Source organism: Pedobacter sp. AJM (assembly GCF_002197755.1).
Classification (GTDB): domain Bacteria; phylum Bacteroidota; class Bacteroidia; order Sphingobacteriales; family Sphingobacteriaceae; genus Pedobacter.
In genome coordinates this window covers 131,656-153,106 of record NZ_NHOT01000005.1, presented here as the reverse complement: position 1 = coordinate 153,106, position 21,451 = coordinate 131,656, and the positions used below count along the sequence as shown (strand labels likewise).

Below are 21,451 nucleotides of genomic sequence, written 5' to 3'. Positions count from 1 at the left end.
TTGTTTAAAAGGATTTCCAAATCAGTGCTGAAAGTAAATAATAGCTGCTCAAAACATAATATACTTAATTGCGTTTGATAAAATACGGAAAAGAAAAATTAAATTCGTATTTTTGCACCTCAAAAAATTCATCAAGAATGAAATTATCACAATTCAAATTCAACTTACCAGAATCATTAGTGGCCAACAATCCGGCTGAACAACGCGATGAAGCCCGCTTAATGGTCTTACATAAAGACAGTGGTAAAATTGAACATAAAATTTTCAAAGACGTACTCGGTTATTTCGATGACAAAGACGTTATGATATTAAATAACACCAAAGTTTTCCCTGCCCGTTTATACGGAAACAAAGAGAAAACCGGTGCTACAATCGAGGTTTTTTTACTACGTGAATTGAACAAAGAATTACGTTTGTGGGATGTATTGGTTGATCCTGCACGTAAAATCCGTGTAGGTAATAAACTTTATTTTGGCGATGACGACTTATTAGTAGCTGAAGTAGTAGACAATACTACATCACGCGGACGTACCATTCGTTTCTTGTTTGAAGGAACAGATGAAGAATTCAGAAGAAACGTAGAAATTTTAGGTGAAACCCCACTACCTAAATACATTAAACGTAAAGCAACTGCTGAAGACAAAGAACGTTATCAAACCATCTTCGCGAAACATGAAGGTGCTGTAGCAGCGCCAACCGCTGGTTTACACTTTAGCCGCGAGTTGATGAAACGCCTTGAACTTAAGGGTGTTGAGTTTGCAGAAGTTACTTTGCATGTTGGCCTTGGTACATTCAGAACGGTTGAGGTGGAAGATTTAACGAAGCACAAAATGGATTCTGAACAGTTTATCATTGAGCCAAAAGATGCAAACATCGTAAATAAAGCCCTGGAAGAAAAAAGGAAAATCTGTGCGGTGGGGACCACTTCCATGCGTGCCATTGAATCAGCTGTTTCAGCTAACCGGACTTTAAAATCAGCTAATGACTGGACCAGTAAGTTTATTTTTCCGCCTTATGATTTCAGCATTGCCAATTCAATGATTACCAATTTCCACACCCCGGAATCTACTTTGTTAATGATGGTTAGTGCATTTGGTGGTTATGAAAATGTAATGAATGCCTATGAGGTGGCCGTAAAAGAAAAATATAAATTTTACAGCTACGGCGATGCCATGCTAATTATCTAGATTTGAGTAATGAGATATGAGATTTGAGTTAATCAGGTCTCCTATCTCATATCTATAATCTCATATCTTAAAAGATGAAATACTACGCTATTATTGTAGCAGGCGGTTCTGGCAATCGGATGCAGACGGAAACCCCGAAACAATTTTTACTGCTAAAGAACCTCCCGGTTCTGATGCATACCATTAAAGCTTTTGCACAGAGCGATACACAACCTAAAATATTACTGGTTTTAAACAAAGAACAACAGGCATACTGGAGGAGGCTTTGTGAAGAATTCAACTTTCGTATTCCACACGAGATCATCGATGGCGGCACTGAACGTTTCTATTCTGTTAAAAATGCAGTTGATTACATTAAGGAGGAAAGCTTTGTTGCCATTCACGACGCTGTACGTCCTTTAGTTACAAAAACATTAATAGATCACTGTTTTAGACAAGCTGAAGAAAATGGAAATGCTATCGCATCCGTGAAATCAAGCGACAGTGTGAGGATGCTCAGGAACAATCAATCATCTGCTTTAAATCGAGATGAAATCTATCTGGTACAAACACCACAAACCTTTAGTTTAAGAACACTGAAGACTGCTTATGAGCAGGAATTTTCTACGCGTTTTACTGATGATGCCAGTGTGGTCGAATCGCTTCATGAAGAAATTCATATTGTAGAGGGCGAACGAAACAATATTAAAATCACCTACCCTATTGATCTGGAATTAGCGGAACTGTTACTGAAAAAATAAAGTTACAAGAAAGGCATTCCATAAAAATGAAATGCCTTTCTTTAATTTATCCTATCTAACTGATTAGAAAAAGGTAAATATTTCTTCATGTATCTTAGGTTGCTCTGCCGATAACTTTTAGCAAGATTGCAATTACTGCGATGACTAATAAAACGTGGATGATGTTACCTACATCTCCGAAGCCGTGGAATAAAAATCCGATGACCCATAATATAACCAAAACGACTGCGACTAAATACAATAAATTTCCCATAGTGTTAATTTTTTAAGTAAATGTTGATGTATTAACACGGTGGCTATAATTTTGTTTAAAAAATGTAAATAATTTTTAAAATCACAACCCTAATACTTGCTTTTCAATAGTATAAGCATTCTTAATCTTTTGAATAAGGAGACTAAAATCTGGTCAGATTTGATAGGAAGACATAGGTCGTAAAAAACTAACCTACAAAAAAAGCCGCTTCGTATGAGGAAGCGGCTTATATTCTTTTAATCCTAGTATTCGTCTTCGTTAAAGAAGAAGTCTTCTTTAGTCGGATAATCCGGCCAGATCTCTTCTATCGTTTCATAAGGCTCACCATCATCTTCCAGTGCCTGTAAATTCTCAATCACTTCTACAGGGGCACCAGAACGGATACCATAATCAATTAATTCATCTTTAGTTGCAGGCCATGGTGCGTCTTCCAAGTGCGATGCTAATTCTAATGTCCAATACATATCTTCAATTCAATTAAATTCTTATTCTTTATAATGCGCAAAGTATATTAAAATTTTTGAGCAAAACAAACTTATTTTTCCACTTTTAAACACGGGGAATCCAAATATTTTCTTCCGCTGCAAAATCCATATTCAGTTTTCGTGCCAAAACAAACAAATAGTCACTTAAACGGTTTAAATATACGGTAACACGCTCTTCTACAAAGCTGTCTGCTGCCAGTGCTACTGTTAACCTTTCTGCTCTCCGGCATACACACCTAGCAATATGGCAGTAAGAAACGACAGTATTTCCACCTGGCAGCACAAAATGTTTCAGGGAGGGTAAGATTTCGTTCATCGCATCCATCTCATTTTCCAACAATACAATGTCGGCGTCATGCAAATCAGGAATTTTCATTTTTGATTTTTCAGGATCTGCAGCCAGTGAGGATCCAATGGTAAACAAGCGATCCTGGATTTCTTTTAACAAAAATTTATGTTGCGGATCAATATCCTGGCACATGATTAATCCCACGTAAGAATTCAATTCATCCACGGTGCCATAACTTTCAATGCGCAAATGGAACTTTGGCACCCGGGTACCACCTATTAATGAGGTTTGCCCCTTGTCGCCGGTTTTAGTGTAGATTTTCATACCACTGCTCCCCTTTGAGGGGAAATTATTTTGTGAGTCCTAAGTCCTCTTCAGGGGATTTAGGGGTTTAATTAATTTTTTCCCAGTCGCTGCCGCTGTCTTTTAGGGCTTGTAAACGAGGTGAAACATTTTTAACGTCAGTATTCAGGTAATCATTTTCAATTAAACCATCACGCATACGCACTATTCTATGCGCATGTTGCGCAATATCTTCTTCGTGGGTAACTAAAATAATAGTATTTCCTTTACTGTGAATTTCCTCCAGCAGGCCCATAATTTCAATAGAGGTTTTGGTATCCAGGTTACCAGTAGGCTCATCCGCAAGAATAATGGATGGATCATTAATCAGTGCCCTGGCTACGGCTACACGCTGGCGCTGACCGCCTGATAACTCATTGGGTTTATGGTCCATCCGGTTGCCCAGGTTTACATTTTCAAGCGCTTTGGCTGCCCTTTTTTGGCGGTCTTTCTTGCTGGTGCCGGCATAAATGAGTGGCAGGGCCACATTGTCTAACGCAGTAGAACGGGGAAGTAAATTAAAGGTTTGAAACACAAACCCTATTTCTTTATTTCTGACTTCTGCCAATGCATCATCAGTCATCTGACTTACATTGGTTCCATTCAAAATATAAGTGCCGCTTGAAGGTGTATCCAGACAGCCCAGAATATTCATTAAGGTAGATTTACCGGAACCGGATGGACCCATTAAAGCTACGAATTCCCCTTTATTGATATCCAGAGAAACCGATTTCAGGGCATGGATAACTTCAGATCCGATGACATACTTACGCCCGATTTCTTTAATGGTAATGAGTGGTTTCTCCATGTTTTTTCTTTTTTAGACAGGATTTAGGGCTAAGATGTTACAGGATGCATTAAAAAATACGAAGCACCTGCAAGAAACGAACTTCCATAAATGACTTTAAACCTTATTTTTCTATAATTTTCGGAACCATAAAAAACTGATCAGTATGCTTGGCCGCATTCTTTAATCCGTCAGCAGTAGAAACTTCCTGTTTAACAGTATCTTCCCGCCAAACATTGGTAGATTCATTCAGGTATACCAATGGTTTTACGTTAGTGGTATCCAGCTCATTTAATTTTTCCATGAAAGATAAAATCTTATTCATTTCCGGAATAAGGGTATCCACTGATTTTTCATCAATATGGATCCTGGCCAGATCTGCAATCTTGTGTATGGTTTGGGCGTCTAAATTCATTTTACTAATTTACTATCTATTAAATGAAAAACCTGCTCTTTTAAAACATCAGCATCATCTATCACAAGAGCAGCGGTGTTAATGGGTTTATGGACGTAAATATCGCAAATTCCGGGCTTACTTCCATACTGCGAACCATCATCCCAGTTAATTTTCCATACATTGGTAATGCTCACCGGAACCAATGGGATATTTTGGTCAATGGCCAGACGAAAGGGACCGTTTTTAAATTCGCCCAGTTTAGGCGGATAATGCACATCTATTTTGCCTTCCGGGAAGATCACCAGGCTCATTCCTTTTTCTAAATTTTCACCAGCCTTTTTAAATGCCCGGAAAGCTGAAATTTTACTGTCGCGGTTCACGGAGATATCAATTGTTTTAAAAAAGATGCCCAGTACCGGGTTTTTGAGCAATTCATCTTTTCCCATAAAATGATATTTCCCCTGCCCCATGATACAGAAAATCATGATATCAAGGTTGGAACTGTGGTTGGCGCAGTAAATATAGGTTTGGTTTTTATCAAGCTTTTCTTCGTAGGTAAAAGAAAAAAATATGCCTGACAGGCAACTGGATAAAAAACTATTGATCTTCCGGCAAAAATTAAGTATTCCATAATACTTTTCATTTCTGGAAGTCAGGTAATAAAGTGGATAAAACAAGGCAAAGAAAAACACAATCCAGAAAAGATACCATATTCTGTGAAATTGCCTTAAAAGTTTAATCATAAGCATCAAAAATATAAAATAGCCAGATAATTACTATTGCAGAAGCTAATTTTTAATCATGCCGGTAAGATTTAATGGCATATAGCGCATTTGAAATAATTAAACCCTGTGGATATAAAATTGACCCGATGTTGTACATTGCTTGGTTTTTATTTTTAATTTCGTGCCATTATGAAAGAAACCGTGGTGAGTGGCATCAGGCCAACAGGAAAGCTACATTTAGGAAATTATTTTGGTGCGGTAACCAATTTTGTAAAAATGCAGTATGATTATAACTGCTATTTTTTTATTGCCGATCTTCACTCTTTAACCACGCATCCCACTCCTGGCGATTTACATGGTTATGTACGCCACGTTTTGGTAGAATACCTGGCCTGTGGCATTAATCCGGAGGAAACAACCATTTATGTGCAAAGTGATGTACCTGAAGTTTCAGAACTTTATTTATACCTGAATATGAATGCCTACCTGGGCGAACTGGAACGCAGTGCATCTTTCAAAGAAAAAATCAGATCGAACCCGGATAATGTAAATGCTGGTTTATTAACCTATCCCACCTTAATGGCAGCTGATATTTTAATTCACCGCGCAACCAAGGTTCCGGTAGGTAAAGATCAGGAACAGCATCTGGAAATGACCCGTAACTTCGGCAACCGTTTCAACAGAATGTACCAGTCGGATTTTTTTCCTGAATCTTTTGCCTTCAACTATGCCGAAAACCTGGTCAAAGTACCAGGCCTGGAAGGAAAAGGGAAAATGAGTAAATCAGATGGTGATGGAAATTGCATTTATCTGTCAGACAGTCCGGAGGTTATCCGTAAAAAAGTTGCCAGAGCGGTGAGCGATAGTGGGCCGACAGAGGAAAACCAGGAAAAGCCGGAAGCCATTCAGAATTTATTTGATTTAATGAAGATTGTTTCTACAGCTGATACACTGGAGCATTTTGATGGTTTATATAATAAAATGCAGATCCGTTATGGCGACATGAAAAAGCAATTGGCCGAAGATATGATTGTTTTTAATTCACCCATCAGAGAACGCATTGAGGCACTATCCAAAGATGATCTTTACCTTAGGCAGGTAGCCAAACATGGTGCGTTAAAAGCACGTGAAAGCGCACAGCATACCATCAGGGAAGTTCGTAAATTAATTGGTTTTAAAAGTTTTTAACTGGCGTTAGGTGCCATGCGGTTAGCGTACATAACGCTCGTCACATCGCGTTCACCGCAAAACATAATAAAAAATGCACATTGCAATTGTAGGAAATATCGGTGCCGGAAAAACAACTCTCACAGGTTTACTGGCCAAAAATTATGGATGGGAGGCGCTGTATGAAGCCGTAGATAACAATCCTTATCTGGAAGATTTTTACAGCGACATGAAGCGCTGGAGTTTTAACCTTCAGATTTATTTTCTGAACAGTCGTTTTCAGCAGATTACCGATATCGAGGTAAATAAGCGCAATGTAATCCAGGACAGGACCATTTATGAGGATGCGCATATTTTTGCAGAAAACCTGCATGATATGGCATTAATGACCACCCGCGACCACGATAATTACAGGGCCATTTTTGATAACATCACTTCCTTTATTAAACCACCTGATTTATTGGTTTATTTAAGGGCTTCCGTTCCTACTTTGGTTAATAACATCCAACGCCGCGGCCGTGAATATGAAGCAGGCATCCGGATTGATTACCTATCCAAGCTGAATGAAAAATATGAAGCCTGGATTAAAGGTTACAACTTAGGTAAACTTTTAATTTTAGACAAAGACAAATTAGATTTCACCAATAATCCTGAAGATCTGGGTACGGTAATCCAGTCGATAGAAGCAGAAATAAACGGCCTGTTTTAACCCGCCCCCTGAACGGAGGCTAAAGGCAAGAGGGAAAAGCAAAGTTGTATAAGAATGTTTTAATGTGCTGAGATTTTAATTAAATCCTGGTGTGAAGGCAAAGATTCTTTAACACTGTTTCAATTTTTTAAAAACGATATATGAACAATGGAAAGGAAAAGTCTCCTTTAGTGGATTTGAGGGTAATAGGCATCATTCCTGCACGTTATGCTTCTACCCGGTTCCCGGGGAAGCCATTGGTTGATATTGCAGGTAAAACAATGATTCAGCGGGTGTATGAACAGGCTTTAAAAGCAAAAAGCTTATCGAAGGTGGTTATCGCTACTGATGATGAGCGGATTGCGGATGAAGTAAAAAAGTTTGGCGGTGAATTTGTTTTTACATCGCCACAACACCAGAGCGGAACAGATCGCTGTGCAGAAGTGAGTGAGCAATACCCCCATTTTGATATCGTGATTAACATTCAGGGTGATGAACCTTTCATCGAGCCTGATCAAATCGATTTATTGGCGAGTTGTTTTCAGGAGGAAAAAGTTCAATTGGCTACCCTGATCAAATCCATTCAAAGCCAGGAAAGTATTTATAACCCGAACAGCCCCAAAGTGGTGATTGATGTAAAAGGCAGGGCCATGTATTTTAGCCGCAGTCCGATTCCTTTTATCAGAAACGGCGAACCCGGTGTTTGGGCAGAAAAGCATCAGTTTTATAAGCACATTGGCATTTATGGTTACCGGAAAGAAGCTTTATCGGCCATTACCAAATTACCACCATCATCTCTGGAAATTGCAGAAAGCCTGGAGCAATTGCGCTGGATTGAAAATGGTTTTTATATTCAGACAAAAGTAACTGATTTTGAAACTGTTGCGATAGATACACCAGACGACTTATTGAAATTAAATCATCTGCTTGAAGCCTTAAAGTTAAAATAATTAATCCACTGGTTTATTAGTGGTTTCATGATTTAAAAGGACAATCTTATTCCGATTATTTTAACACCAGTTCCATCTGAATATTACACCGGGCATAAGGTGTGGGTTTGCCAGCTACTTTTTTGAAACCGAGTTTATGGTAAAGATTTATTGCTGGTTTCAAAACCGTATTGCTTTCCAGGTAAATTTTTGATGCATGCAAAGATTTTGCCCGTTCTATGATGGCAGTAGCCAGAAGGAACCCGATGTTTTTGCCTTGAACTGCGGGTGCAACCGCTATTTTAGCCAGTTCGAAATCATATTCCCCGTCGCTCATTTTAATTAAAGCGCAAACACCTGAGGGCACACCGTTGTAAACGGCCACCAAAATACAACCACCCTTATCTAAAATATAACTTTGTGGATGATCAAGCACTTTGTAGTCAGAATCTTCCATTGTAAAATGAGTCGAAATCCATTCCTCATTTAATGATTTGAATGCTTCCTGATGGGCTGGTTTATAATCTACAATTTCAACCTGTAAATTATTGTATTTTTTGTGTGCTGTCATAACTTGTTTGAATCTGATTTCGATGTAACTTCCCATATGGACCAATGTTCATTGGGAAAAGACCGCATAAATGTAATGTGCTAATGTTTAATTTCATAAACCATGCAAATATTTGTATCATTCAACGGCAATATTAAATCATATCAATTTAAATAAATAAAATAAGTAGCTAATCAGGATTTAAGTATTTAACAGAAGCTTAAAATTTGTATTTTCGGAAATGAGAAAATTATTGCTCCTGATAATCATAAGTACCTTGTTTTTGGCTTGCCAACCGGGCAACAAAGCTAAAGACGATGCTGTTAATTTTAAGAATGTGAATCAGCAAATGACCAAATCATTCTCTGATTTAAATGCACAAGATACCTTCAAAATTGAATTAAACGGAAGAAAGCCTGAAAACATGGTTTTGGTGTTTAACATTAAGAAAGCAGGTGGGAAGGAAATTTATCATGTTCAATTGAAGGGAAGTGATCTAATTGGAGATACTGATCCCAATCTGGATCTTTCTAAAGAAAAAGATCAGATGACTTTTTTAAAAACGATTGCTGATAACTTTTTTGCGGAGGACAATTTTCTGGAACCTGCCGTATTACCTGAAGATAAGGCAGATAACTATGTGCCAGATAAGGTTTTATATGAGGAACTCAAAAAATCCCGGTTAAATGGTTTCAAGTATCGCTTAGGCAAAGAAAACAACGTGTATATTGCCTGGAGCGAAAAGGAGCAGAAAGTGAAGATCTATTATAAATGTTGTTAATCGACTTTCTTAAAACCCACTTATATTAAAGTGATCAGACATCTTACCAACGGTATTTCTATTGTATTTATTTCATGGATTGTGGGAATGATAATCAATGCCTTTCTGATCAAAACAACACGCTATCAAGAAAAATTAACAAATTTAAATTTTATTAAGAGCAAAAAAATCAACAAACTCATCGGAATTGGTTTGATTAAATGGACTGTAAAAAATACTTTCTTCAAATTCTTCAATCCTAAGCTTAGGATAAATAATAAAGTTGAGCAAAATGATTTGAATATTTTGCGTAACGAAATGACACTTGCAGAAATCAATCATTTAATTGCATTTATTGCTGTGGCTATTTTTGCTTTATCTATGGTTTTTAAGGGGAAGTACTTACCGGCATTCATCATGATGATGTTGAATACATTGATGAATTTATATCCCTCATTATTACAGCAAGAAAATAAAAGACGGATTGATAAATTAAAGAAAGTATTTACCAGGAATCATGTTAGTGTTACCGCAACTGATGTATAAAGCTTATAAATGAGTTAGCGAAACCTGGTTGGAGCGATATACTTTTTTGTTGCAGTATTTATCATTCAGTGCAACTGATCGCAAAAAAGATTTAGCGGAAAAGGACTAACATTCAACCTTTACACTGGTTTTGCTTTTCACAAAACAATAAATAAATCTTAAATAGCAGCTAATTTTCTGATAAACATTGCTTTATCATTTTTAAAATATCTAAACATTAAAACAGTAAAAACGAGGAATTTTCATACCTTTGTATCCCGTACAAAAAGCGGCAATATTTACCATTTGCCGTAAAAAATCACAAACATGACTAAGTATATTTTTGTTACGGGCGGTGTTACTTCCTCATTGGGTAAGGGCATCATTTCCGCATCTTTAGCTAAACTTTTACAGGCACGTGGCTACCGTGTAACCATTCAAAAATTCGATCCGTACATTAATATCGATCCGGGAACATTAAATCCTTATGAGCATGGCGAATGCTTTGTTACTGAAGATGGTGCCGAAACCGATCTGGATCTTGGTCATTACGAACGTTTCTTAAATGTTCCAACTTCTCAAGCCAATAACATTACAACTGGTCGTATTTATCAAAATGTGATCAGCAAAGAGCGAAAAGGTGAATATCTAGGTAAAACGGTTCAGGTGGTACCGCATATCACTGATGAAATTAAACGCAATATGCGTATTTTAGGAGATAGCGGCGACTATGATATCGTAATTACCGAGCTTGGTGGTACCGTTGGTGATATTGAATCACTTCCTTTTATTGAAGCTGTACGTCAGTTTAAGTGGGAAGAAGGAAGCTCAAATGCCATTGTGATCCACTTAACCTTAGTGCCATACCTGGCCGCTGCAGGTGAATTAAAAACGAAACCTACTCAACACTCGGTTAAAGCTTTATTAGAGTACGGTATCCAGCCTGATATCCTCGTTTGCAGAACTGAGCATCACCTGGGTCAGGATCTGAGAAAAAAAATCGCCTTGTTTTGTAACGTTAACATCAATGCCGTAGTCGAATCGATGGATGCATCCACTATTTATGATGTGCCATTGCTGATGTTAAAGGAACAGTTAGACAAAACGGTTTTAGCCAAATTAAAATTACCAACCAAGAATGATCCGGATATGGAAAGCTGGAAAGATTTCCTGGGACGATTAAAAAATCCAACCGCCGAAGTTAAAATCGGTTTGGTGGGTAAATATGTGGAATTACCTGATGCCTATAAATCAATTATCGAATCTTTCGTACATGCAGGCTCTAAGAACGAATGTAAAGTACGGGTAGAATATATTCATTCAGAAAGCATTTTCCCTGATAATGTACAGGAAAAGTTAGGTCACTTACAAGGTGTTTTGGTGGCACCTGGTTTTGGAAGCCGCGGTATTGAAGGTAAAATTGATACCATTAAGTATGTCCGTGAACATCAGGTGCCCTTCTTTGGCATTTGCTTGGGCATGCAATGTGCAGTGATTGAGTATGGCCGTAATGTTTTAGGACTGAAGGGTGCACATACCACAGAAATTGATCCTGAAGCTGAAAACCCGGTGATCAATATGATGGAAGAGCAGAAAAGCATCGTAAACATGGGGGGTACCATGCGTTTAGGCTCTTACCCATGCGATATTAAAAAGGGTACCAAAGCTTTTGGCATTTATGGTAAGGCACATATTAATGAGCGCCACCGCCACCGTTATGAGTTTAATAACGACTATTTAAAGCAATATGAAGATGCCGGTATGATGGCTTCAGGAATTAATCCTCAAACCAATTTAGTCGAAATAGTGGAACTTAAAAATCATCCGTTTTTTGTGGGCGGACAATTTCACCCAGAATTAAAATCAACAGTTGCTAATCCTCACCCACTTTTTGTTAAATTTGTCGCCGCTGCGATGGAGTTTGCGAAAAAGAAAACGAATTAAAAGCAGTACAAACACGTATAATGGATAGAAATACCTTCACAGGATTGTTCCTGATCATGATCATTTTGGCAGGATCATTTTATTTTTTAAGGCCCAGCGAGGCTGAAATTAAAAAAAACAAAGAAATCGAACGTTTAGATTCTTTGAAAAAAGCCGGTGTTGCGCCTGCTGTTAAAGATACTGTCGCCAAAACTGCAGTTACCAATAGTCCCGTTGTAGATTCGCTTGCGTTAAAAGGTCCGTTTGGTACTGCATTAACCGGAACGGCATCCACTACTACATTGGAAAATGAAAATCTATTGATCACTTTAAGTAATAAAGGCGGCCGGATTTCTTCCGTTCAGGTGAAAGGGCAGAAAACTTATACCGGAAAACCCCTTATTTTATTTGATGGCAACCAGAATAAGTTTGGTTTAAATCTGAATGCTGCCGGAAAAATCATCAATACCAATGATTTATATTTTACCGCCAATAAAACTGGAAATACGGTAACTATGCGTGCCGATTATGGTTCTGATGCATATATAGAATATGTATATAACCTGAAGGGCTTAAGCAATAAGGTCGATTTTAAAATTAACCTGGTGGGTTTACAACAAGTAATTGCAGGCAATACCATCGGTTTGAACTGGCAGACGACCCTGTTACAGCAGGAAAAATCAATAGAAAGCGAACACCGCTATTCTGCTCCATACTACAAATATGTTGATGGTGATGTTGACCACCTCAGCGTATCGAAGGAAGAGAAAGAAGAATTAACCAAAGGTAAAATCCAGTGGTTCTCTTTTAAACAACACTTTTTCTCTGCTTCGCTGATTGCCAAGCAACCTTTTGAAAAAGGCAGTTTGGAAGTAAAGATTCCAACGGAACCTGGTTTGGTGAAGTTTTATGATGCCAATATGCAATTGCCATATGCCCATACGGCAAATCAGGCATATGATATGGAATTTTATTTCGGTACAAATAAATTCTCTGCTTTAAAAGATCAGGGTTACGATCTGGAAAAACAAGTGGATTTAGGTTACTGGCCTTTAAAATACATCAACCGTTTTATTGTATTGCCGGTATTTAATTTCCTGAATAATTTTGGCTGGAACTTTGGTTTAATCATCCTGGTATTAACCATCTTGTTAAAAGTGGCCTTATCTCCGCTTACCTACAAGTCATATCTTTCGATGGCTAAAATGAGGGTTTTAAAACCTGAAATGGATGAAATTAAAGCAAAGGTTGGTGAAGATAATCCTACCCTGGTACAACAGGAATATTTAAAACTATATAAAAAGGCAGGCGTAAATCCTTTGGGTGGATGTTTACCTATGGTTTTACAATTACCACTGGTGATGGCTTTCTTCTTCTTCTTCCCGAATTTATTTGAATTGCGTGGAGAGAGCTTTCTCTGGATGAAAGATTTATCTACTTATGATGAGTTTATCAAATTTGGTGTAAAATTACCTTTTATTGGTGATCACTTAAGTTTGATGTGTGTATTGATGACCATCTCTACGCTGATTATGACTTATTTTAATAACCAGACCTCGGGTGCTACCGGCCAGATGAAATACATTGGTTATGTCATGCCGGTAATCTTCCTGGGTGTTTTGAATAGTTATCCGGCGGGTTTAAATTATTATTATTTCCTGGCTAACTTAATGACTTTCGGTCAGCAGATCTTAATCCGTAAAATGGTTGATGATGATAAAATTCATGCTTTAATTCAGCAGAATAAAGCAAGGCCGGCAGACGAGAAAAAGAAAAAATCTAAATTTCAGCAGCGCCTGGATGACTATATGCGCCAGCAGCAGCAAGCTAAAAAATAAAAAAAAAGGCACCTGAAAAATGGTGCTTTTTTTTGACTTCAATTTTAACATAACATTTTCGTTACGTATATTCATCCCATTAAAAAAATACTGCAATCAAAATGAAATTGCCTAAATTTATTGTGCTACTGCTATTCAGTCCTCTTATAGGCTTCGCGCAAAACCAAATGATCGATACTTCGAAATTTACCTATTCACCGGCATTTGAACTTTTAAGGTCTACACATGGCAATCTGTTTTATGCCTCATCATTAAAAGTGAATTATTTACTGGAAAATGGCTTGGAGCCAGGTTTTGGTGTAGAATATTCCGCTACCCGCATACATCATGATAACGGATATACCTTACATAAGCTCTGGTTTATACCTGTTTATGCAAATCTGAAATATCAATTTAGCCCTTCTAAGAAAATAAAACCATTTGCAGAAACTTCTGTTGGTGTATCCTTTAACAAATACCATATTGCACATGATGAAAGACCAGACAAAATTTCACGTAACCGAGAGCGGGGAGTATATGTTTACCTGGGCTTTGGGGCAAAATATGCGCTGAGTTCCAGCACCAGTACTTTTGTAGGTATCGGCTTTAAGGGTTATAAAATGAGTACCAATGCCATGGATATTAATCCCCATGGCTTATCCTTCATGTTTGGTTTTACTTTTATTTAATAGGATGAAAAATAAGCTGCTTCTTTTAATCGTATGTGTAATCTTAAGCAGCTGTGCTCTATTTAAGCGCAATAGAATCAGTGAAAATAAGGGAATTGAAACCATAGAATTTAACCTGCCTGTTTTTCTGTATCCCGCTCAAAAATTACCTACAAAAAGACTGCTAATATTTTTTTCGGGAGATGGTGGCTGGATGAAATTTGAAGATAGCTTATCCTTAAAGTTTGCAGAAAATGGTTTTCAAACCATTGGCATTAATTCACGCAGTTATTTCTGGAAACAGAAAACACCTGAACAGACTAAACAGGATGTGCTTCAACTCATCAGAAAATATGCCTTTAAATATCATGCCCACCAGGTTTACCTATGTGGTTATTCTTTTGGGGCAGATGTGATTCCCTTCATTTATAACCGACTGCCTTACCGCGCCAAAAAGCATATTAAGGCTTTAGAAATGCTCTCGCCTTATACCACAACGGATTTTGCAGTTCATCTTTTTGACCTCACCAATATTTCATCAGATCATTATCGTTATAAGGTTGATCTGGAAGTACAAGAAATCACCATTCCGGTATATTGTTTTTATGGTAAAGCTGAAAATGAAAAGCACCTGAAAAATATTTCCCTTCCTAATTTTCAGCTGGACAGCCTGGAAGGCAATCACCATTATGAAGAAAGCAGTTATGATAAAATTATTTCTGCGCTTCCCATTTAAAAGTAATCAACAAGCCATGCGCCATTTTTCATTATTGATCCTGCTGCTTATGCCTGCATTTATTTTCGCTCAGGATATATCTCAATACCCATTAAGCGGCTCTGGTAAAGGCAATGCCAAAACATTGATTTTCTACATTAGCGGAGATGGTGGCATGAACAGTTTCTCTCAAAAAATCGTAGATGAAATGGTGCAGAAAAATTATTCAGTGGTAAGCCTGGATAGCCGGAAATATTTCTGGGCGCAGAAAAGTCCTGATCAAACGGCTCATGATTTTTCAGAAATTATTCAGCACTACCTAAAAGCCTATGGTAAGGAAGAATTTAGTTTGGTAGGTTATTCCTTTGGTGCGGATGCGGTTGCTTTCAGCATTCCCAGATTGCCGAAAGAGTTGTTTAAAAAGCTCAGGTCATCTGTTTTGCTGTCGCCCTCATCTTCTACTGATTTTGTGGTGAGGGTAAGTGATTTAATAGGATTTGGAAGCAAAGAGGCCAAATACAAAACCCTGCCTGAGTTGTATAAACATACTTCTACAACGTACTGCATTTTTGGTAAGGAGGAAGACAGCGAATTTTATAAACTGCTGAAAGACCGTAAAAACCTGAATAAAACCTTAATACCCGGGTCGCACAAATATGATAATGATATCCACAAGGTAGTAGCTACCATTTTAACCGGAATCTAAATTTAGCTACCTTCTGAAATTCTTTTTAATGCACGCGGAACCTGTAATAAATGATAATGGTGACTGTAAATCAAATATTTCTTTTTCCAGGTAGGATAAAATTTTTCTTTATAACGGCGCAAACCTTTAAACTGGGCAAATATCTTTAAATGATCATAAGCGTATTTAATGGTTTTTTGTGTTACATCAACCCCGTCAATGCCTGATAATGGTGCCAGTCCCATGTTTACACTGGAATAACCTTGCTCCTTAAGATATAAAAAAGTTTTAGCCAGCAGCATATCCAGAATGCCGTTCGGGGCATCTGTTTCTTTCCTGATCATATCATAAGTGGCTTCTCCCGGGGCATAATCAGGAACCAGGTTCAAGAAGGCGTAAATTTTTTCTTCCTGATCCTCGATGGTTAAAATGGTTTGATTTTTTAAAATGTTCCTATCAAATATGCCCTGTGTAAAGGCTACCTCTTTCTGATTCAGTTCCCGGAGCCAGTGATCAGATACAGTTTGTAATTTTTGTAACAGCCCCTCCTTTTGCGGTCCGTGATAAACCTTAAAGATAAAACCCTCTCCACCCAAGCGGTTAATGGCACTTCGGGTGGTTTTCATTTTGCCTCCATCAATAGTAAAGGTTTCCAGGTTTAAAATGGCCTCCTCGCCCACCGGGATAGATTTCTTTCCTATGGATTTATAGAAAGGCAGCGACTCTTCCGGAACACGATAATAAGCAGCAATAAGACCATTTTCTTCACAACGCGCCTCAAATTTCTTAATCATCTCTAGTTTCTGTTCTACTGATTCAGCAACCGGATCTTCCAGTACCATAGCAAAATGACGGGTAATTTTAAAACTGATAAAGGCCGTCCGGTCTTCATTGAAATAAATAAACTTATCCGGATAAGTTTTAAAGTAATCCAGGGCCGATATACCTTTCTGCTGCAACAAGCTTTCGGCATCTGCAAAATCCGCTTCAGAATTATATGGCTTAAAGAAATAAGGTTTAAACAAATCGAACACAATAAATAAGATTACGAGCCCGCTTGCACAGTAAATGGATTGTTCAAAATGTGATCCGAACCTGGTTAAAGGATGCAGCGCTTTATCATCTATAAAAAATATGACTTTCAACACGGCTTTAACCGAATCTATAAATTGAAATTCCACACCAAAATGACGCTTATCAATAAAATAAAAGCCGATGACACCGTAGGCAAAAACAGCTAAAATGGCAAATAGGAATATTGGATAACCTACCTTTATCAATTTGGAATGTGTTTTAAGCTTGTAATTGGCGCGGGTGTAAAAAAGGGATAAAAAAGCCACTAAAGCTAAAATGGCTTCTTCATAATCTGCAGCTTTAAATAAATGTCCTAAAACAGAAACCAATGTTAATGACACGGCTACGTACCAGGCACGTTTAGAACCCTGGAGTAAGAAAATGCTGATCATGACCAGGATAAGCCCGAATATTAAAACAATGGCATTACTGGTAACAATCAGGTCTTCCGGAAAAATATTCTTCACTAAACGAAGTCGGGCTGGTATCGCCGGACTGATAGATGATATAATATTAACCACGCCCAAGATCAGGATAATAAATGCAGGCATGATTCTTAAAACAATACTGTCTTTTCTGGTAATGAAGCTGATGATACCTCCGATCAGCGGAAGCCAGAATTCGAAGAACCTGAACATTAAGGTAATGGTAGCAGCAGCAATTACCGGAAAGCCAAACTGACTCAGGATAAATGTTAATGAAACTTCTATGGTACCCAGGCCACGTAGAAAGGGAGAAGCAATCAGCAAAATAACCATTACAATATACCCGATGATGGCCGCAGGTATACTGGCATGAAAGCCCAAAGCAAGCATGCAGATATAAAGATGTATAATGCCAATAAATTCTATTCCGATGGAGGTGAACAAGGTTAGCCAGAAATGTTTCCGGCTGATCCGTTCATCGATCATATCATCCAGTACAGTTGATAAAGATGGTCTTAACTTCGAAAGCCATTGATATGCCCAGCCTTTTTTAGATATGGAGTATATCACAACAAATAAAAATACCGTCAGTAAAAGCAGAAAGGTAAAACTTAAAATTTCTACCAAACCAAGTTTGGTGCTTAAAAGTGCGATCCCCAATACAGGTATAGCTACGATAACTACTGAAAGAATGCCGCAGAAGGCGAAAAGCGTTGAAGAAAGGTGGATTTTGGATTTAGAGATGCCCTCTTCTTCTATTCCTTTGGTAAAAAATACCAATGATGAAAACCCTCCTGCCGGGAGAAAAATGCTGATCAGGTTCCGCTTCAGAAACAGTATAATGGCATTTTGCAAACGGATAGGCACGTTCAATGCTTTAAAACTATACACGTACATTTGTCCTTGTGCGAGGACGTATAAAATAGTAAGTAGTATGCCAATAGCAATATAAACCGGCACGGCTGTATTTAACTGCGCCCTGATTTGTAAAACTTCCACATGTTGTGCACGGATAAAAAAAATAGCGGTACCCAGCATAAAAATAGCCAGGAAAAACTGCCAGAAAAACTTATTGTAAACTAACCGGGATAAAAACGACTTCGCTTTATACATAACAGGTACGGGATCTGAAAATAACTATAACACAGAAAAGTTGCGTTTTAATCATTTTATATTTTGCCGGATTAAACCGTGCAAATCATCAGGTAAATAATAATTAATTAAATATTACACTTCATTTTGAAGCCTCTAATGTAATGAGTTTTTTACAAAAGAAAATATTAAACCTCATTCTTTTTATTTCACCAAATTGAGATAATGTAATATTTGGCATACATGTTTCATAATGAGGCAGAATTTTCCAATTTTAGATGCTTGAATTCAAAACCAACAAATTAATCTATTAAAAAAAATGCAAAAAAGACTATCTATTATACTTTTTTTAGTTGTCAATTTTGCTTACGCGCAAAAGAAACCTTTAGATCATACGGTGTATGATACCTGGGAATCAATTGGAAGTAAGCAATTATCAAATAATGGCACGTGGGCAATGTATGGGGTTTTACAGCAGGAAGGTGATGCAAAATTGTTCATCAATAATCTTAAAACCAATGCTAAACTTGGGATACCAAGGGGAATGAATGCACAGTTTAGCAATGATTCCAAATTTGCGGCATTTAGCATCCGCCCTTTTAATAAAGATCTCCGTCAGGCCAAGATCAAAAAGAAAAAACCAGAAGATATGCCAAAAGATTCTCTGGGGATCGCCAATCTGACCACCAATGTAATCACCAAAATTGCCCGTGTCAAATCTTTTAAATTTCCTGAAGAAGGTTCAGGAGTGATGGCTTATCTGACAGAGAAGCCTGATACCGCTAAAAAAGTTAACAAACCAGCAGAAAACAAAGATGCCGCAATAGATTTTGTTGCCGATGAACCCGCAGGTAAGGGCAAAACGGAAGAAGGAACCGATCTGGTAATTAAAAATCTGGGCACAGGAACTGATCAGACCTATAAATTTGTAACCGATTATGCCTTTAGTAAAGATGGCAAGCAACTGGTTTTCAGCTGCAGCGGATCTAAAAAGGATAAAACTGCTCCACAGGGTGTTTATTTATGGAATACCGAAAAAGGAACCTTAAAAACCTTGATCAAAGGCAAAGGAAGCTTTAAAAATTTCATTTTTGATGAGGAAAGTGAGCACCTGGCATTTGTGGGTGAACAAAGTCCGGAAAAACAGGAAATTAAAAATTACAATGTTTATTATAATTCCCTGAGCCTGGATACCGCGCAGATCATCGTGGATTACGATATGCCGGGCATCCCTTCCAAATGGACGGTTAACGGCGATGGAAAAGTAACCTTTAGCAAGGACGGGAAAAAATTGTTTTTCGGTATTGCTCCGGTTAAAAGTCCGAAAGATACCAGTATTGTTGATTTTGAAGTAGCTAAGGTAGATGTATGGAATTATAAGGATGACTACCTGCAGCCCATGCAGCTTAAAAATGCAGATCGCGATAGCAAAAAGAGTTATTTATCCGTTATTGATGTGTTTAGCAGCGATCCTAAAGTGATTCCCTTAACTGACCTGACAGTACCCGATGCGAACCTGATGGCCGAAGGAAATGCCAATGCTGTGCTGGCCTATACAGATTATGGCCATAGAATTGAATCGCAATGGAGTGGATCAACTTCAAAAGATTATTACCTTGTTGATACGAAAACAGGTCAGCGTAAAAAAATAATTACCGAACTGAATGGTTATGCCATGGCTTCTCCGGGTGGAAATTATGTATTGTATTTCGATAGGAAAAGTGGCAACTGGTACACTTACAGCATCTTAACTTCAAAAACCACCGCACTTACTGAACGTTTAAATGTGAAATTTGTAGATGAGGATAATGATGTGCCTGATCTGCCTTCTGCTTACGGCGTAGCTACCTGGACCGCAGATGACAAGGCTGTTATCTTAAATGACCGGTACGACCTATGGTCGTTTTCACCTGATGGAAAATCGGAACCTAAAAACATTACCGCAGGCTTCGGCAGGGCCAATCAGATTACTTTCCGTTATGAAAAGGTATTACCAGAAAGCAGGCAGGAAAGAAATACAGATAATAAATTTATAAAATCTAATGAAGTGATCTGGTTAAACGCCTTTAATAATGTAACCAAAGAAAATGGTTTTTACCGTACCAATGTGGGTACAGTGAAGGCACCTGAACCAGTTGTAATGGATAAATTCAAATATTCTAACTTGGCTAAAGCTAAGGATGCTGAAATTTACATTTATGATAAGGCCAGTTATGTAGCATCGCCAAATGTTTATGTAACTACTGATTTTAAAACCGAAACAAAATTGACCAATACTAATCCTCAACAGCAAAACTACAATTGGGGTACAGCGGAACTAGTTAAATGGACAACGCCTAAAGGGTTTAAGGCAGAAGGTATTTTATATAAACCGGAAAATTTTGATCCGAATAAAAAGTATCCGATGATTGCTTATTTTTATGAAAAGCTAACAGATGGTTTATACAATTATCAGGCACCTGCTCCTACACCTTCCCGATTGAATATCTCCTTTTTTGTAAGCAACGGCTACCTGGTTTTTGCACCGGATATCAATTACGATAATGGACATCCTGGCCAATCAGCTGTAGAATACATTAACTCCGGTGTAGAAAGCCTGAAGAAAAACAGCTGGGTTGATGGTACAAAAATTGGTATCCAGGGACAAAGCTGGGGTGGTTACCAGGTGGCTTACCTGATTACGCAAAATAACATGTATGCAGCGGCATGGGCAGGTGCTCCGGTAGTGAATATGACTTCAGCCTATGGTGGAATCCGTTGGGAAACCGGGATGAACCGCCAGTTTCAGTACGAGAAAACGCAAAGCCGTATCGGGGCAACACTTTGGGAAAAACCTGAATTATACATCGAAAATTCACCTCTTTTTATGTTTCCAAAGGTAAATACACCCGTAGTCGTCATGGCGAATGATGCGGATGGAGCCGTGCCCTGGTACCAGGGAATTGAGATGTTTACAGGTTTACGCCGCCTGGGCAAGCCTGTTTGGATGTTAAATTACAATGGCGAAGCGCATAACCTGGTTCAGCGTCAAAACCGTAAAGATATTCAGATCCGCGAGCAGCAATTCTTTGATCATTATCTAAAAGGTGCGAAAGCGCCGGTATGGATGACCAGCGGAATCCCTGCTACAGAAAAAGGCAAAACCTGGGGCTTTGAGTTAACAGACAATAAACCGTAAGTTAGTTCAGGGTTGAAAGTATCAGTACCGAATATAAGTCCATCATCCTT

General features: G+C 38.1%; 21 protein-coding genes. 13 read left to right on the top strand and 8 right to left on the bottom strand.

Features of this window, described 5'->3' with window-relative positions:
• Nucleotides 1-137: 137 nt before the first annotated feature.
• Nucleotides 138-1,187, top strand: a complete 1,050-nt coding sequence (gene queA, locus CBW18_RS12595) for a tRNA preQ1(34) S-adenosylmethionine ribosyltransferase-isomerase QueA (protein WP_088301690.1) — start codon at nucleotides 138-140, stop codon at nucleotides 1,185-1,187.
• 74 nt (nucleotides 1,188-1,261) lie between these two features.
• Nucleotides 1,262-1,927: a 2-C-methyl-D-erythritol 4-phosphate cytidylyltransferase gene (locus CBW18_RS12590; protein WP_088301689.1), complete on the top strand. Its 666-nt coding sequence runs from the start codon at nucleotides 1,262-1,264 to the stop codon at nucleotides 1,925-1,927.
• 94 nt (nucleotides 1,928-2,021) lie between these two features.
• Here CBW18_RS12590 and CBW18_RS21255 read toward each other — a convergent pair whose 3' ends face one another.
• The 6 genes from CBW18_RS21255 to CBW18_RS12565 form a co-directional block, all read right to left on the bottom strand.
• On the bottom strand, nucleotides 2,022-2,180 hold the full coding sequence (locus CBW18_RS21255; RefSeq protein ID WP_010603502.1) for a lmo0937 family membrane protein: 159 nt from the start codon (nucleotides 2,178-2,180) through the stop codon (nucleotides 2,022-2,024).
• Between the two features lie 242 nt (nucleotides 2,181-2,422).
• The gene (locus tag CBW18_RS12585) at nucleotides 2,423-2,644 is read right to left on the bottom strand and encodes a DUF2795 domain-containing protein (protein WP_010603503.1); all 222 of its coding nucleotides are present in this window, start codon (nucleotides 2,642-2,644) and stop codon (nucleotides 2,423-2,425) included.
• 85 nt (nucleotides 2,645-2,729) lie between these two features.
• The gene (locus CBW18_RS12580) at nucleotides 2,730-3,278 is read right to left on the bottom strand and encodes a cob(I)yrinic acid a,c-diamide adenosyltransferase (RefSeq protein WP_088301688.1); all 549 of its coding nucleotides are present in this window, start codon (nucleotides 3,276-3,278) and stop codon (nucleotides 2,730-2,732) included.
• A 67-nt stretch (nucleotides 3,279-3,345) separates the two neighbouring features.
• Complete coding sequence (locus CBW18_RS12575) at nucleotides 3,346-4,104, bottom strand: ABC transporter ATP-binding protein (RefSeq protein WP_088301687.1); 759 nt, start codon at nucleotides 4,102-4,104, stop codon at nucleotides 3,346-3,348.
• Nucleotides 4,105-4,207: 103 nt separating this feature from the next.
• On the bottom strand, nucleotides 4,208-4,498 hold the full coding sequence (gatC, locus tag CBW18_RS12570; protein ID WP_088301686.1) for an Asp-tRNA(Asn)/Glu-tRNA(Gln) amidotransferase subunit GatC: 291 nt from the start codon (nucleotides 4,496-4,498) through the stop codon (nucleotides 4,208-4,210).
• Complete coding sequence (locus CBW18_RS12565) at nucleotides 4,495-5,223, bottom strand: 1-acyl-sn-glycerol-3-phosphate acyltransferase (protein WP_088301685.1); 729 nt, start codon at nucleotides 5,221-5,223, stop codon at nucleotides 4,495-4,497. The genes gatC and CBW18_RS12565 overlap by 4 nt, the downstream gene beginning before the upstream one ends.
• 171 nt (nucleotides 5,224-5,394) lie before the next feature.
• Between CBW18_RS12565 and trpS the strand changes: the two genes are divergently transcribed.
• The 3 genes from trpS (at nucleotide 5,395) to kdsB (ending at nucleotide 8,010) form a co-directional block, all read left to right on the top strand.
• Nucleotides 5,395-6,393 (top strand): tryptophan--tRNA ligase, encoded by a 999-nt coding sequence (gene trpS / locus CBW18_RS12560; RefSeq protein WP_088301684.1) that lies wholly within the window; start codon nucleotides 5,395-5,397, stop codon nucleotides 6,391-6,393.
• 73 nt (nucleotides 6,394-6,466) lie between these two features.
• The gene (locus tag CBW18_RS12555) at nucleotides 6,467-7,081 is read left to right on the top strand and encodes a deoxynucleoside kinase (RefSeq protein ID WP_025144984.1); all 615 of its coding nucleotides are present in this window, start codon (nucleotides 6,467-6,469) and stop codon (nucleotides 7,079-7,081) included.
• A 176-nt stretch (nucleotides 7,082-7,257) separates the two neighbouring features.
• Nucleotides 7,258-8,010, top strand: coding sequence for a 3-deoxy-manno-octulosonate cytidylyltransferase (gene kdsB, locus CBW18_RS12550; RefSeq protein ID WP_088301830.1), 753 nt, complete (start codon nucleotides 7,258-7,260; stop codon nucleotides 8,008-8,010).
• Nucleotides 8,011-8,065: 55 nt separating this feature from the next.
• On the opposite strand, the gene CBW18_RS12545 is transcribed toward kdsB, so the two are convergent.
• A complete protein-coding gene (locus CBW18_RS12545; RefSeq protein ID WP_253249028.1) occupies nucleotides 8,066-8,560 on the bottom strand; it encodes a GNAT family N-acetyltransferase in 495 nt (164 codons plus the stop codon).
• A 220-nt stretch (nucleotides 8,561-8,780) separates the two neighbouring features.
• On the opposite strand from CBW18_RS12545, the gene CBW18_RS12540 reads away from it, so the two are divergent.
• The 7 genes from CBW18_RS12540 (at nucleotide 8,781) to CBW18_RS12510 (ending at nucleotide 15,653) form a co-directional block, all read left to right on the top strand.
• On the top strand, nucleotides 8,781-9,320 hold the full coding sequence (locus CBW18_RS12540; RefSeq protein WP_088301682.1) for a hypothetical protein: 540 nt from the start codon (nucleotides 8,781-8,783) through the stop codon (nucleotides 9,318-9,320).
• Between the two features lie 30 nt (nucleotides 9,321-9,350).
• Complete coding sequence (locus tag CBW18_RS12535; protein ID WP_253249027.1) at nucleotides 9,351-9,845, top strand: hypothetical protein; 495 nt, start codon at nucleotides 9,351-9,353, stop codon at nucleotides 9,843-9,845.
• A 306-nt stretch (nucleotides 9,846-10,151) separates the two neighbouring features.
• Nucleotides 10,152-11,768 (top strand): CTP synthase, encoded by a 1,617-nt coding sequence (locus CBW18_RS12530; RefSeq protein WP_088301680.1) that lies wholly within the window; start codon nucleotides 10,152-10,154, stop codon nucleotides 11,766-11,768.
• A 20-nt stretch (nucleotides 11,769-11,788) separates the two neighbouring features.
• Entirely contained in the window at nucleotides 11,789-13,585 is a 1,797-nt protein-coding gene (gene yidC, locus CBW18_RS12525; protein ID WP_088301679.1) for a membrane protein insertase YidC, read from the top strand.
• A 167-nt stretch (nucleotides 13,586-13,752) separates the two neighbouring features.
• On the top strand, nucleotides 13,753-14,253 hold the full coding sequence (locus tag CBW18_RS12520) for an outer membrane beta-barrel protein (protein WP_172406517.1): 501 nt from the start codon (nucleotides 13,753-13,755) through the stop codon (nucleotides 14,251-14,253).
• A 4-nt stretch (nucleotides 14,254-14,257) separates the two neighbouring features.
• Nucleotides 14,258-14,968, top strand: coding sequence for an AcvB/VirJ family lysyl-phosphatidylglycerol hydrolase (locus CBW18_RS12515; protein WP_172406516.1), 711 nt, complete (start codon nucleotides 14,258-14,260; stop codon nucleotides 14,966-14,968).
• Nucleotides 14,937-15,653: an AcvB/VirJ family lysyl-phosphatidylglycerol hydrolase gene (locus CBW18_RS12510; RefSeq protein WP_172406515.1), complete on the top strand. Its 717-nt coding sequence runs from the start codon at nucleotides 14,937-14,939 to the stop codon at nucleotides 15,651-15,653. The genes CBW18_RS12515 and CBW18_RS12510 overlap by 32 nt, the downstream gene beginning before the upstream one ends.
• Nucleotides 15,654-15,655: 2 nt before the next feature.
• Here CBW18_RS12510 and CBW18_RS12505 read toward each other — a convergent pair whose 3' ends face one another.
• Entirely contained in the window at nucleotides 15,656-18,244 is a 2,589-nt protein-coding gene (locus CBW18_RS12505) for a phosphatidylglycerol lysyltransferase domain-containing protein (RefSeq protein WP_088301675.1), read from the bottom strand.
• A 298-nt stretch (nucleotides 18,245-18,542) separates the two neighbouring features.
• On the opposite strand from CBW18_RS12505, the gene CBW18_RS12500 reads away from it, so the two are divergent.
• Nucleotides 18,543-21,401 (top strand): prolyl oligopeptidase family serine peptidase, encoded by a 2,859-nt coding sequence (locus CBW18_RS12500; protein ID WP_088301674.1) that lies wholly within the window; start codon nucleotides 18,543-18,545, stop codon nucleotides 21,399-21,401.
• The last annotated feature ends 50 nt before the right edge of the window (nucleotides 21,402-21,451 follow it).

What these genes read in the sequence shown, in the direction of transcription:
- CBW18_RS12505 (WP_088301675.1), bottom strand. Translation starts at nt 18,244, where the DNA reads ATGTATAAAGCGAAGTCGTTTTTATCCCGGTTAGTTTACAATAAGTTT.
- CBW18_RS12510 (WP_172406515.1), top strand. Translation starts at nt 14,937, where the DNA reads ATGATAAAATTATTTCTGCGCTTCCCATTTAAAAGTAATCAACAAGCC.
- trpS (WP_088301684.1), top strand. Translation starts at nt 5,395, where the DNA reads ATGAAAGAAACCGTGGTGAGTGGCATCAGGCCAACAGGAAAGCTACAT.
- CBW18_RS12545 (WP_253249028.1), bottom strand. Translation starts at nt 8,560, where the DNA reads ATGACAGCACACAAAAAATACAATAATTTACAGGTTGAAATTGTAGAT.
- yidC (WP_088301679.1), top strand. Translation starts at nt 11,789, where the DNA reads ATGGATAGAAATACCTTCACAGGATTGTTCCTGATCATGATCATTTTG.
- queA (WP_088301690.1), top strand. Translation starts at nt 138, where the DNA reads ATGAAATTATCACAATTCAAATTCAACTTACCAGAATCATTAGTGGCC.
- CBW18_RS12575 (WP_088301687.1), bottom strand. Translation starts at nt 4,104, where the DNA reads ATGGAGAAACCACTCATTACCATTAAAGAAATCGGGCGTAAGTATGTC.
- CBW18_RS12590 (WP_088301689.1), top strand. Translation starts at nt 1,262, where the DNA reads ATGAAATACTACGCTATTATTGTAGCAGGCGGTTCTGGCAATCGGATG.
- CBW18_RS12540 (WP_088301682.1), top strand. Translation starts at nt 8,781, where the DNA reads ATGAGAAAATTATTGCTCCTGATAATCATAAGTACCTTGTTTTTGGCT.
- gatC (WP_088301686.1), bottom strand. Translation starts at nt 4,498, where the DNA reads ATGAATTTAGACGCCCAAACCATACACAAGATTGCAGATCTGGCCAGG.
- CBW18_RS12580 (WP_088301688.1), bottom strand. Translation starts at nt 3,278, where the DNA reads ATGAAAATCTACACTAAAACCGGCGACAAGGGGCAAACCTCATTAATA.
- CBW18_RS12530 (WP_088301680.1), top strand. Translation starts at nt 10,152, where the DNA reads ATGACTAAGTATATTTTTGTTACGGGCGGTGTTACTTCCTCATTGGGT.
- CBW18_RS12515 (WP_172406516.1), top strand. Translation starts at nt 14,258, where the DNA reads ATGAAAAATAAGCTGCTTCTTTTAATCGTATGTGTAATCTTAAGCAGC.
- CBW18_RS21255 (WP_010603502.1), bottom strand. Translation starts at nt 2,180, where the DNA reads ATGGGAAATTTATTGTATTTAGTCGCAGTCGTTTTGGTTATATTATGG.
- CBW18_RS12520 (WP_172406517.1), top strand. Translation starts at nt 13,753, where the DNA reads ATGATCGATACTTCGAAATTTACCTATTCACCGGCATTTGAACTTTTA.
- CBW18_RS12565 (WP_088301685.1), bottom strand. Translation starts at nt 5,223, where the DNA reads ATGATTAAACTTTTAAGGCAATTTCACAGAATATGGTATCTTTTCTGG.
- CBW18_RS12500 (WP_088301674.1), top strand. Translation starts at nt 18,543, where the DNA reads ATGCAAAAAAGACTATCTATTATACTTTTTTTAGTTGTCAATTTTGCT.
- CBW18_RS12555 (WP_025144984.1), top strand. Translation starts at nt 6,467, where the DNA reads ATGCACATTGCAATTGTAGGAAATATCGGTGCCGGAAAAACAACTCTC.
- CBW18_RS12585 (WP_010603503.1), bottom strand. Translation starts at nt 2,644, where the DNA reads ATGTATTGGACATTAGAATTAGCATCGCACTTGGAAGACGCACCATGG.